Raw genomic sequence first — 12,212 nt, 5'->3', positions numbered from 1 at the left:
GGTATTGTGCCTGAGCGCACTGGCCCCCGGCGATACATCTCCCTCCTTTACTTGCTACGGCGCTGATACTGGCTAATCAATTTATCAAGGCCATTAGCAAAGGCCATTTTATCTTTATTATTCAATGGTGCAGGCCCACCCGATTGAACGCCACTGCTACGTAGCGTGTCCATAAAATCGCGCATATTTAAGCGCTGGCGAATGTTTTCTTTTGTCAACAGCTCACCTCTTGGGCTTAATACCCAAGCACCTTTGCTAATCACTTCATCAGCTAATGGAATATCCGCAGTGATCACAATATCCCCATTATCAACCCGCACAACAATTTCATCATCGGCAACATCAAAACCGGAAGCAACCTGTAGCGTATGCAAATAAGGCGAAGGAGGTGTTGGCATACTGGCATTAGCCACTAAGGTAGTATGAATACTCGCTCTTTGCGCAGCTCGAAAAATTATTTCTTTAATTACCACCGGGCAAGCATCTGCATCAACCCAAATATTCATTTATCACTCCAGAACATTTTTATCTATTAAAATATATGGTTACCTGCCTGCTTTATGCCCCTTTCTCATCTATCATTGAGCTAATTATTGCTATTTACTCACTATAATAAGGGCTTGAATTGGTTTCCATCTCAGTCTATTCACGCAATATTGTACTATACCTTGCTCTTTGCCTGAGTTATTTCTTCTGTGGCGTATTACTTGCGGATTTCTTTTCTCAGTCACAAGTCGTGCCTGTTTGGTTGCCCGCTGGTATTGCCTTGTACGGTTGTTATGTCTGGCGCTGGCGGTTTGTACCAGCCGTATTTATCGCATCAATAAGCTTTAACTTATACAGTCACTTTCCACTTAGCCCGGCAGACGTCACCTTCGACTTAATGCTTGAGGTGGGCATGATTGCATCGGGTGCAACAATACAAGCGCTGGTTGGCGCCAGCATACTTCTTTATTGGATTGGTAGCCCCCTGCACTGCCGGTCAGACTTAAAAGTGATCGCCTTTATTTTAATTGTTGGCCTACTGATTAACCTTATTTCCAGCAATATCGGCGTTTATGCTCTGAGTTTATTCAATCCCTACTATGACTTTGCACATCATTGGCGCAACGTATTAAACTGGTGGTTAGGAGATTCACTGGGGGTATTGATCGCGACGCCCTTGTTACTTTCTCTACTCCATTTGAATCAACTCGATAGTCAGACTAAAAAATCACGTAGTTTGATCTTACTTACCGCCACGGTGCTGTTTATATCAGCTTCATTTACGACTTTGTTTTTTGTCCACAACAGTCAACAAAATGCTTTTATGCTAGCTAAAAAAGAAATGAAAGTACTTGAAAACAGCTTATATCGACAGTTCAATAACAGCATATCAACCGTTCAAGTTTTATCCAGCTATCTAAATAATACCACTCATATTAGTCGACATAACTTTAATCAATTTGCCAGTAAACTCATCGCGCAACAATCAGGTGTCAAAGCGTTATCTTGGAATCTTTTAGTGCCCGCCTCACGCCAAAAGGAAGTAGAGCAGCAAATAAGCAGTTACTATAAAAGAGAAATCAGCGTTAAAGGAGCCCCTCTACAACCTGATGATCCGATTGTCGTAATAGGATTAATTTACCCAGAGCAAGGCAATGAAGCTGCTATTGGCTTTAATGTTTTTTCAGATCCAGCTCGTAAATCAGCTCTCAATAGCGAACTATTGCCCTACCGCCCCATCGCCACACCCATTATTCGATTGGTTCAATCTGTGATCCCTGAGCCAGGTTACTTATTATTTGCGCCTGTCTATCAACACGGCACGAAAAATGATGATCACACTCCAAGTGGCTATGCGACCGGTGTTTTCTTGGTACAACCTATGATAGATCAGGCCTTCAATACCACGCATTCCTCAATATTTAATTATCAACTATATGAGGAAGGTGCCAACAAGCCATTTATCAACCATACCGAAGGCCCTGCCGCTGTAGCGAGTGAGCCACAAGTCATTTACTTTAATGTCGCCGGACAAACTTGGCGTCTTAACCTAGCAATTAAATCCAGCTTTGTTCAGCAATACCAAAGTCAATGGTCACAACTGCTTTTAATCATCCAACTCATTATCATTGCATTTGTTATGTTATTAATTTTGTTGATGAATAATCGTCGCCACAGTCTTGATTTAATGGTGCAAGCCCGCACCATTGAATTAGAAAAAGCAAAGCAAGAATCAGATAATGCCAATCAGGCAAAAAGTCGTTTTCTAGCCCATATGAGCCATGAAATACGAACCCCACTCAATGCCGTAATAGGTTTCACCCAATTGGCTGAGTTAAGTGATGATAAAGAAGAAATAAAAACCTATCTGGCTAAAACCCAGCAATCATCTTCCGCTTTACTCAACATCATTAACGACATATTAGATATAGCTAAAATCGAAGCCAACAAGCTTGAGCTCGAGTCTATCCCTTTCAATTTACAGACCATATTATCCAGCATGCAAACGCTGTTTGAACCAAGTGTAATTAATAAATCATTAACTTGGCGAGTCGTTAATCATGTCGATGAAGACCAATGGTTTATCGGTGACCCTTTACGCTTAGAACAGGTATTAATGAACCTGTGTTCAAATGCGTTTAAATTTACCGAACAAGGTTTGATTGAATTATCTGCAGAGTTGACTAACTACCAAGAAAACACATCAGCATTAATCATCAGTGTCAAAGACAGCGGCATTGGCATATCTAAAACACAACAAGCTAATTTGTTTAAAGCCTTTACTCAAGCGGATTCATCGACTTCTCGTCGTTTTGGCGGTACTGGGTTAGGTTTAGCCATCAGCAAACGTTTAACCGAGTTAATGCAAGGTAAGCTTACTGTTGAAAGCCAAATTGGTGAAGGCTCATGCTTTTGCTTAACGATACCGCTAGCAACCTGTGAGCCACCAAAAGTGGATCAATCAATCAAGCCAAATACCACACCTCTGTCACAGTTAGCCGTCCTTGTCGCCGAAGATAACATGGTAAACCAAATGGTTATCAAAGGTATGCTCAATAATTTTGCTATCGAGCCTGTTGTTGTATCCGACGGACAGCAAGCTATCGATGCGGTTAAACAACAAGCCTTTGATATCGTATTGATGGATTGTCAAATGCCTATACTAGATGGCTATGAAGCAACTAAAGTCATTCGACAAATCCCCGAGTTTATTGATCTCCCAATCATTGCGCTCACTGCAGATGTGATGCAAGATGAAAAAATTTATGCCATCGAAATTGGCTTTAACGCACACATAGCCAAACCCATTGATATGGACAACCTCAAAGCCACGTTAATCCAGTTTGGCACAAAAAATGGAGGCGAGATCATCGTCTAGAGGTCCGTTTATACCCCAATTTTGATAAGGCTAAACAATTTAACAGTTGTAAATGCTTGGTTATTCGGCACAATAAATAACCAAGCTATAGAGCTACTTTATTCATAACTTTGAGCCATACCTATGCCATTTCAACGCCCGTTATACATTCCCTTTGCTGGCCCTGCATTGCTGGAAACATCTTTACTCAATAAAGGCAGTGCATTCTCTCAAGAAGAGCGCGACAGTTTTAATTTAACTGGTTTATTGCCGCACAATATTGAAACCATTGAAGAGCAAGCCGCAAGGGCTTACCAGCAGTTTTCCTCCTTTAAATCAGACTTAGACAAGCACATTTATTTACGTAACATTCAAGATACCAATGAAACCCTGTTTCACCGTCTGATTGATCATCATCTTGAAGAGATCATGCCGCTGATTTATACGCCAACGGTTGGCCTTGCGTGTCAGAAGTTTTCTAAAATATATCGCCGTAAACGGGGTCTTTTTATCTCCTATCCAGAGCGCGACAAGATAGACGACATGCTGCAAAATGCGACCAAGCAAAATGTAAAAGTGATCGTCGTAACAGATGGCGAGCGGATCTTAGGTCTTGGCGACCAAGGCATTGGGGGAATGGGTATTCCAATAGGAAAACTGGCTCTTTACACTGCTTGTGGTGGTATTAGCCCAGCCTATTGTTTACCCATAGTGCTCGATGTTGGTACTAACAATACACAGTTACTCAGCGATCCTATGTACATGGGCTGGCGTAATCCACGCATTGATGGTGAACAGTATGCCGAGTTTGTTGACGAATTTATTCAGGCAGTAAAACGTCGCTGGCCAGAAGTGTTATTGCAATTTGAAGACTTTGCACAAGCTAATGCCACCCCCTTACTGCAAAAATACCGCAACCAACTGTGCTGCTTTAACGATGACATTCAAGGCACAGCGGCGGTTTCGGTCGGCACATTGATAGCAGCATGTCAAAACAAAGGGCAAAAGCTCAGTGAGCAAAACATCGCCTTTCTCGGGGCTGGCTCAGCAGGCTGTGGCATCGCAGAGCACATTGTAAAACAAATGCAACGTGAAGGCTTGTCTGAGCAACAAGCAAGATCCCAAGTATTTATGGTTGACCGATATGGCCTATTAACCGATGACATGCCTAATTTACAAGGCTTCCAACAGCCATTAGTGCAAGCCAAAACACGTATTTCCAACTGGCCGACGCCCGCTCCATTGGGCTTACAGCAGGTAGTCGAACAAGGCAAAATTACCGTATTAATAGGCGTTAGTGGCCAACCTGGGCTGTTTACACAAGAAATCATCGAACAACTTTGCGTTAATACTCCACAACCGATCGTACTCCCCTTATCCAACCCAACGTCACGGGTTGAAGGCACGCCGTCAGATATCATTCATTGGAGCCAAGGGAAAGCAATCGTAGCGACGGGCAGTCCATTCCCGCCGGTGGTATACCAAGAACAAACCATTGAAATATCGCAGTGTAATAACAGCTATATTTTCCCCGGTATAGGACTTGGCGTGTTAGCGGTTGCCGCTAAATCAATCAGTGACAATATGTTAATGGCAGCTAGCCAAGCATTGGCCGATGCGTCAATGGCTTACCAAGAAACGGATGGCCTGTTACCACCGCTAGCTGAAATACAAACGGTCAGCAAAAAAATCGCTAAAGCGGTTGCGATGCAAGCCATTGAAGATGGTCTGGCCTTACCTGTTGCGGAAGAAGTGTTAGATCAAGAACTAATCAATCAATTTTGGCGACCAGAGTATCGCCAATACCGACGTACGTCATTCTAGGTATGTTACATCAAGCCAGTCTGGCTGGCTTGATGTTATTATAACGCAGACTTAGTTTGCACCTTCGTGTGTTGCAGATAATCAAGCAAACTGTCACTGGCTTGCTCAATCAAATCAATCACTTTGTTAAACCCCCCAGCTCCGCCGTAGTATGGGTCAGGTATTTCTGCGACATCACCATTGGCAAAACTCAAAAATAAAGCTAACTTGTGCTGTTGGTCAACTGGACAGATGGCTGTTAAATCTCTCAAGTTTTGCTTATCAGCAGCCAAGATCAAATCAAATTCAGCAAAATCATCGACGCTGATTTTACGTGAATAAATCCCAGTAAACTGATAACCCCTTGATTCACCAGCTATCACACTGCGACTATCCGGCCCTTCGCCGGCGTGAGCCGCAATGGTCCCCGCTGAGTCAATCACCAAATCAAATCCTCGCAGTTTAGCCTTATGACGCAGCACAGCCTCCCCAGTAGGAGAGCGGCATATGTTTCCCAAACAAACGACTAGGATTTTTTTAACCATGAATGCCTCGTGTATTAATTAAATAAACCTTTAAGGGGTAATTTTTTCAGTAACTCTTTGGCGCCTTCATCTTTCACTTTGTCATCGATAGCTTGCTCGAGCTTCTCTTTTAACTGCTCGCCATGCTGTTTCATTTCCTGCTTCAGTAACGCTTCCATGTCTAGTGCGAAAGCAGGCGCTTGCCAAGATCCTGAAACTTTTATTGGCACGTTAAAGCCTGCCAACTCGTCTTCTGACTTACCACCTTGCCCTTTCAAAGAACCCACTACAGTGACATCAACAAGAAAATCCAAACTCTCACTGACTAAATTGGTATGACCTTTACCATTTACCCGCAGTGCGGGGGATTCCATCTTGATATCTTGCGTGCGTGCCACACCTTTACCAATTTGGAAACTGCCAGTAAGTGCTGAAAAGTCGGTTTTCTTTTCCGCCACCTCATCAACACTTTGACCTTTGAGCTGCGCTTTTCCTTTGCGTACCATTTGCGCAATATTAATGCCGTGTAACGCGCCATCAGTAAACTTCAGCTTGGCTTCACCAGCCAGACTTTTTCTGATTTGAGGATCCGTTAACCCTGTACCAGTCAGATTAATACTAGCATTCATCGTGCCCGCCAATTTGTCCATTTCTGCAACAGCCGTCATTAATGGTCTTACTTGCACGCCCGTTAAAGTTTGCTGCACTTTAAACGTAGGCACCTTAGTCTTACCATTAAGGGTTAGATTGCCCTTTAACTGGCCTTGATAAAGTTGCGCTTGAATGCCTGACAATTGTGCAATGCCTTGGCTAATTTTGGCCTGCATTTTAACTTGTTCAATTTGTGCATTTGATACAGCAACGTTACTGATGGACAAATCACCCAATAAATCAATTGCTGACAAAATGGATAGATCGGTTGATGCTGGCGATTTAGCTTGCTCTGTTTCCTTGGCTGTTTCTTCAGTGGCTGCTGGTTGCGCGGTGGTTGATTGATTTGAGTCAGTAAACTGGGCCAACAAATTATCTACATCCAGTTGCTCAGACGAAAGATTAAAACGAATTTTGGGGATCTTAGCTTGCTGCACAGAAGCACTGCCTGTTAGCTCATGGGCAAAAGCATTTAGCTTCAGATTCGTTATTGTTGCTAAATTATTACCTAGCTCATAACGTAAATCTGCATCCATTTGAATGGTTTGCTGCCCCTTTGGAATGGCGTCCCCTGCTAATTCAGCCTTAGTCTGCATAGTTGTGATAGTTAAAACATCAAGCTGGGCGTTAACCAATAAGTTAAAACTACTTTCGAATCTCGCTACCAGCCCTTGCTCCGCGTAATCAGCTGATACACTAACGGGAATGGCTTTTTCTAAAGCAATGTCAGAAGTACTAAAGTCAATATTTGAGACTAACTGCTGCTTTTTACTCACTTCATCACGTAATAACAACTGACCTTGCTCAATATTAATCCCCGCAACACTGATGCTGAATTCAGGTCTTTCGCTCAGTTGATTCGGCTCTGTTGGTTGCTCTTTAGTGGATTGTTCTTTGTTTTGCTCGGTGATACCTTGGCTAAATTCATCGACATTCGTTTCACCGTTAGCTTTGGTCAAAATATTAATTTTCACGCCAGAAAAGGTTACTTGACCAACTTCAATTTTTCTGTCGAACAAAGGTTTAACTGCCAAGTCCATGCTCGCACTTTTAAACTCAATCAAGTTTTGCTCTGAGTAGCCGGCTGCATTACGCAATTCTGTTTGGCCCAACGTAAAACCTAAGCTAGGGAAAAAGCGCCACGACAGATCGCCCGACACCACTAAATCAGCACCAGTTGTCGACTTTACCTGTTCCGACAGCATCGCTTTCACCCGGTCGGTGTCCACTAAACTGGTGATGGTGACGATAGCAATGATAATTAATAGCACGATGGCTACAAAGGCATAGAGGAGTTTTTTCATTATGGTCCTTTTCAATATCTAGCGAGTATTAGTTGGAAATAACTAAACGCATCAGCACTTCTCTTAAAACGCCCATTAACATGGGCAAGAACCTAAGTGCAAATATGCGATTATTAATTCTTCAAAAATTGACGAATGCGAGCTGTTAACAAGTCTATTGCAATCACATTTTTACCGCCTCGAGGCACTATGATATCAGCATATTGTTTCGATGGTTCAATGAATTGCATAAACATTGGTCGCACCGTGGCTTGATACTGGGCCAACACAGATTCCATTGAACGTCCCCGTTCAGCCACATCCCTTTTCAAACGTCGAATCAAGCAAATATCCAATGGCGTATCCATAAACACACTGGTATGCATCAATTCACGTAATTCCGGTACATTCAATAATAGAATACCTTCAAGAATAATGACTTTTTTTGGCTTAAACTCTGTCGTTTCCGCCATACGGGTATGCTCTGTATAGGAATAATTCGGTAATTCAACAGCTTGACCCGTTTTGAGTGCTGTTAAGTGTTTAACCAACAACTCATGCTCCATGGCATTAGGGTGATCATAATTGGTTAACACCCGCTGCTCCATCGGCAGATGAGTTTGATCTCGATAATATCTATCCTCTGAGATAACACCTATCTCTTGTGAGCTAAAGTCCTTTCTCAATTTTCTATAAATAGTTTGTGCTATCAGGCTCTTACCTGAGGCTGATGCACCTGCAATGGCGATAATAACCGCTTCATTTTGATCGCTAGACATGGGGGCTCATTATGTGGTTAAGGTAATAAGGAATATCTCTTTTATTATAGAAAGTTAGATCTGTTTGGGGCAAGTCAAGTTTACAGCAGCTTCTACTGTTATTTAACTACTCCGCCCCTATATAGGCTCTAATCAACTGAAACAACAGAAATTGTCTGTACACCTAACGCACAATCTTGATACAACTTTATGGCAACCTTTTCTGCTAACTCAAGATAGGCTTGGCTTAATGGTGAATCTGGCGATTTGATGACCGTTGGCGTCCCCGCGTCGGTATCTTCACGATATTGTCGGTGTAGTGGCAATTGCGCTAGGCATTCACTGTTATGCGCATGAGCCAACGTGACGCCACCGCCTTGATCAAAAATAGCTTCTTCATGACCACATTGACTGCACACATGCATACTCATGTTTTCCACCAGCCCGAGCACAGGTACATTTACTTTTGTAAACATATTGATGCCTTTAGTGGCGTCTGCCAATGCGACATTTTGCGGCGTGGTCACTATCAATGCAGAGGTAACTGGCACTTGTTGTGCCATGGTTAATTGAATATCCCCGGTTCCTGGTGGCATATCCACCACTAAGTAATCGAGTTCACCCCATTGGGTTTCACGCAAAATTTGCGCTAGTGCTTTACTGGCCATAGGTCCGCGCCAAACCGTGGCATCGTTTTTATCCACTAAAAAACCAATACTATTGGCTACCACACCATGGGCCTTAATGGGTAACATAGTTTTGCCATCATGGCTTTCCGGTTTTGCTTCTGACTGTCCCAACATTAATGGCATCGACGGGCCATAAATATCAGCATCAAGAATGCCTACTTTTGCCCCTTTCACAGCAAGCGCCAACGCGAGATTTACCGACACGGTGGATTTACCAACGCCGCCTTTTCCTGAAGCAACTACCAACACATTTTTAATGCCTGCAATGGGGCTGGCAATATTAGACTGCAAGGTAGCAACTTGATTCTGGCAATGTAACGTTATACCAAGTGCGGCCAATTTTACCTGCGTTTTTGCTTTTAAGGTGTCAAACCATGTGGGCGCATAAAACGGCTTTCTCAACGTTAAAAGGCCGTCGCTCAATTTAAAAGCACCTCGGGAATGCAAGGTTTTGATAAGTTCATTACCGCCCGAGGCAGCTAATACCGCCATTGCTCTATCTAATTTACCGTCCATATTGATCACTTCGCTGGAAATTTGCGCCAGTGTAGCAAAAATCCCGCTATTTTCATGTCATCACTGGGATTTATAGCCTCTATTAGGTAACATTCAACTCAGATTAATCACTGGAAGTTAGTACGGATATTATGGCGAATCAAGCACGCAAAATTTTAGTTACCTGCGCCTTGCCTTATGCAAACGGCTCAATTCATTTAGGTCACATGTTAGAGCACATCCAAGCGGATGTATGGGTGCGTTACCAACGAATGCGTGACAATCAAGTTCACTTTATTTGTGCAGACGATGCCCATGGCACGCCAGTGATGTTAAAAGCACAAGAGCTGGGAATTGAGCCTGAAACCATGATTGCCCAAGTAAGCAAAGAGCATCAACGTGATTTTGCTGGCTTTAATATCAGCTTTGACAACTATCACAGCACTCATAGTGAAGAAAACCGAGAGCTATCTGCTTACATTTATGAACAGCTCAAAGGTAAAGGCTATATTAGCAGTCGCACGATTTCTCAATTATACGATCCGGAGAAAGAAATGTTCTTGCCTGAGCGTTTTGTGCGCGGTATTTGCCCAAAATGTAAAGCGCCGGATCAATATGGCGATAATTGTGACTCGTGTGGCGCAACCTATGGCTCTACTGAGCTGATTGATCCACGCTCAACTGTATCCGGTGCCACGCCGGTCATGAAAGACACCGAGCATTTCTTCTTCGACCTGCCGCAATTCACCGACATGTTAAAAGGCTGGGTACGCTCAGACGCAGTACAAGATGAGGTAGCAAATAAATTAGAAGAATGGTTTGAAACCGGATTAAAGCAATGGGATATCACCCGTGACGCCCCCTACTTCGGCTTTGAAATCCCCGGCGCTGCAGGCAAATTTTTCTACGTCTGGCTAGATGCTCCTATCGGCTATATGGGCTCATTTAAGCATCTATGTGATCGTACTGACGGCCTTAATTTTGATGATTATTGGTCTGCAAAAAGCGATGCCGAGCTTTATCATTTCATTGGTAAAGACATCGTTAACTTCCACTGCCTATTCTGGCCCGGCATGCTTGAAGGTTCAGGTTTTCGCAAGCCGACGGCAGTAAACGTGCATGGTTATGTCACCGTTAACGGTGAGAAAATGTCTAAATCAAAAGGCACGTTCATTAATGCGTCAACCTATTTAAAACACCTTGAGCCAGAGTGTTTACGTTATTACTACACTGCTAAACTTTCTAGCCGCGTGGATGATTTAGACTTAAACCTTGATGACTTTGTGCAACGTGTTAACTCAGATGTGGTCAACAAACTGGTTAACTTAGCGTCACGTAATGCCGGCTTTGTCAGCAAGAAATTCGATGGCATGTTAGCCGCAGAGTTTGCTGAGCCTGAGTTATACCAACAGTTTGCGGATAAAGCAGAAGTGATAGCTAACGCCTACGAAACGCGTGAGTTTAGTAAAGCTATTCGTGAAATCATGACCTTAGCCGATGTCGCTAACCGTTATGTAGATGAAAAAGCACCATGGGTACTGGCAAAGCAAGAAGGTGCTGAAGCACAAGTACAGGCCGTATGTTCAGTCGGCATTAACTTGTTCCGTATTTTAATGGGTTATTTAAAACCTGTTATGCCTGAGTTGGCCGCGCGCTCTGAAGGCTTTTTAAATGAAGAGTTAACCTGGGATGGCATTCAAACGCCACTTACTAACCACCAAATTAGTAAATTTAAAGCCTTGTTCCAACGTGTTGATCCAAAGCATGTGGAAGCCATGATCGCAGAAGAAAAAGCCAGTTTTGAGGCAGCGAATAAAGCCAAAGCAGCGGCGGCGAAAAAAGCGCAGCAAGCGTCACAGTCTGAGTTAGATAAAGAGCCTATCGCTGCAGAAATCAGCTTTGATGATTTTGCTAAGGTTGACTTGCGTGTTGCCCGTATCGTTAAAGCTGAGAGCCTAAAAGAAGCGAAAAAATTGCTTAAACTGACTTTAGACTTGGGCGGTGAAACTCGCCAAGTATTTGCTGGCATTAAATCCGCTTACGAGCCAGAGCAATTAGAAGGAAAACTGACTGTCATGGTGGCTAACTTAGCACCACGTAAGATGAAGTTTGGCGTTTCAGAGGGCATGGTTTTAGCAGCAGGCCCTGGCGGAGAAGAAATCTATATTCTTAACCCCGATGATGGTGCCCAACCGGGCATGCGCATCATGTAGCAGCAAGCTTAGTCCCCAGGCAAAACCAATTAAAGCCAGCTTTTTAAGCTGGCTTTTTAGCTTGAGGTAAAAGAAATAAGGTGTTTAACCGGGATTTCTTTGGCCACTAAATGCTCAACCATCGCCGTTTTCGGGCCATGCTCTAAAAATGCCAAAAAGTTTTTGATCGCCTCCGGCTCACCAAAAGCTTCAATATCAACTTCGCCAGATTCCAAATTCCGTACATGCCCAACAATGCCTAAACGCTCTGCTTCACGGACAGTAAAAAAACGAAAGCCAACCTCTTGCACCGTACCTGATACCACCACATGGACACCAATTTTAGACATATCACTCCTCCTGTTTTAACTAGTTTATGCAATAAAAAAACATTTTTCCTGCACCTTGCCCACAGTTTATTGCTCTTTTGCCTATTAAAAAAGCTAGCCAAGTCGTAGAATTGGGCAAATTTTT

Annotated in this window: 9 protein-coding genes; 3 read left to right on the top strand and 6 right to left on the bottom strand. The window is 43.3% G+C overall.

What is annotated here, in order from left to right:
• Nucleotides 1-47: 47 nt before the first annotated feature.
• Nucleotides 48-506: a YaiI/YqxD family protein gene (locus Q4519_RS07410; RefSeq protein WP_232801278.1), complete on the bottom strand. Its 459-nt coding sequence runs from the start codon at nt 504-506 to the stop codon at nt 48-50.
• A gap of 119 nt (nt 507-625) precedes the next feature.
• Between Q4519_RS07410 and Q4519_RS07405 the strand changes: the two genes are divergently transcribed.
• Both Q4519_RS07405 and Q4519_RS07400 read left to right on the top strand, forming a co-directional pair.
• On the top strand, nt 626-3,364 hold the full coding sequence (locus tag Q4519_RS07405) for an ATP-binding protein (RefSeq protein ID WP_303511284.1): 2,739 nt from the start codon (nt 626-628) through the stop codon (nt 3,362-3,364).
• A 123-nt stretch (nt 3,365-3,487) separates the two neighbouring features.
• Complete coding sequence (locus Q4519_RS07400) at nt 3,488-5,167, top strand: NAD-dependent malic enzyme (protein WP_232801280.1); 1,680 nt, start codon at nt 3,488-3,490, stop codon at nt 5,165-5,167.
• A 38-nt stretch (nt 5,168-5,205) separates the two neighbouring features.
• Here the strand turns inward: Q4519_RS07400 and Q4519_RS07395 are convergent, their stop codons facing one another.
• From Q4519_RS07395 to apbC, 4 genes are all read right to left on the bottom strand, one after another.
• Nucleotides 5,206-5,691: a low molecular weight protein-tyrosine-phosphatase gene (locus Q4519_RS07395; protein WP_232801281.1), complete on the bottom strand. Its 486-nt coding sequence runs from the start codon at nt 5,689-5,691 to the stop codon at nt 5,206-5,208.
• A gap of 14 nt (nt 5,692-5,705) precedes the next feature.
• The gene (locus Q4519_RS07390) at nt 5,706-7,625 is read right to left on the bottom strand and encodes an AsmA family protein (RefSeq protein ID WP_303511281.1); all 1,920 of its coding nucleotides are present in this window, start codon (nt 7,623-7,625) and stop codon (nt 5,706-5,708) included.
• 113 nt (nt 7,626-7,738) lie between these two features.
• Entirely contained in the window at nt 7,739-8,383 is a 645-nt protein-coding gene (gene udk / locus Q4519_RS07385) for a uridine kinase (RefSeq protein WP_303511279.1), read from the bottom strand.
• Nucleotides 8,384-8,511: 128 nt separating this feature from the next.
• Nucleotides 8,512-9,567, bottom strand: a complete 1,056-nt coding sequence (gene apbC / locus Q4519_RS07380; protein WP_303511276.1) for an iron-sulfur cluster carrier protein ApbC — start codon at nt 9,565-9,567, stop codon at nt 8,512-8,514.
• Nucleotides 9,568-9,698: 131 nt separating this feature from the next.
• On the opposite strand from apbC, the gene metG reads away from it, so the two are divergent.
• Nucleotides 9,699-11,759, top strand: coding sequence for a methionine--tRNA ligase (gene metG, locus Q4519_RS07375; RefSeq protein WP_303511273.1), 2,061 nt, complete (start codon nt 9,699-9,701; stop codon nt 11,757-11,759).
• Nucleotides 11,760-11,815: 56 nt separating this feature from the next.
• Here metG and Q4519_RS07370 read toward each other — a convergent pair whose 3' ends face one another.
• The gene (locus tag Q4519_RS07370) at nt 11,816-12,088 is read right to left on the bottom strand and encodes an acylphosphatase (RefSeq protein WP_232801286.1); all 273 of its coding nucleotides are present in this window, start codon (nt 12,086-12,088) and stop codon (nt 11,816-11,818) included.
• Nucleotides 12,089-12,212 lie beyond the last annotated feature (124 nt).

The organism is Motilimonas sp. 1_MG-2023, assembly GCF_030547455.1.
Classification (GTDB): Bacteria; Pseudomonadota; Gammaproteobacteria; order Enterobacterales; family CBDFNC01; genus Motilimonas.
This window is presented reverse-complemented; position numbering and strand designations above follow the sequence as displayed.

Coding starts and splice junctions, on each gene's coding strand:
- metG (WP_303511273.1), top strand. CDS start 9,699: ATGGCGAATCAAGCACGCAAAATTTTAGTTACCTGCGCCTTGCCTTAT.
- Q4519_RS07395 (WP_232801281.1), bottom strand. CDS start 5,691: ATGGTTAAAAAAATCCTAGTCGTTTGTTTGGGAAACATATGCCGCTCT.
- apbC (WP_303511276.1), bottom strand. CDS start 9,567: ATGGACGGTAAATTAGATAGAGCAATGGCGGTATTAGCTGCCTCGGGC.
- Q4519_RS07370 (WP_232801286.1), bottom strand. CDS start 12,088: ATGTCTAAAATTGGTGTCCATGTGGTGGTATCAGGTACGGTGCAAGAG.
- Q4519_RS07390 (WP_303511281.1), bottom strand. CDS start 7,625: ATGAAAAAACTCCTCTATGCCTTTGTAGCCATCGTGCTATTAATTATC.
- Q4519_RS07400 (WP_232801280.1), top strand. CDS start 3,488: ATGCCATTTCAACGCCCGTTATACATTCCCTTTGCTGGCCCTGCATTG.
- Q4519_RS07410 (WP_232801278.1), bottom strand. CDS start 506: ATGAATATTTGGGTTGATGCAGATGCTTGCCCGGTGGTAATTAAAGAA.
- udk (WP_303511279.1), bottom strand. CDS start 8,383: ATGTCTAGCGATCAAAATGAAGCGGTTATTATCGCCATTGCAGGTGCA.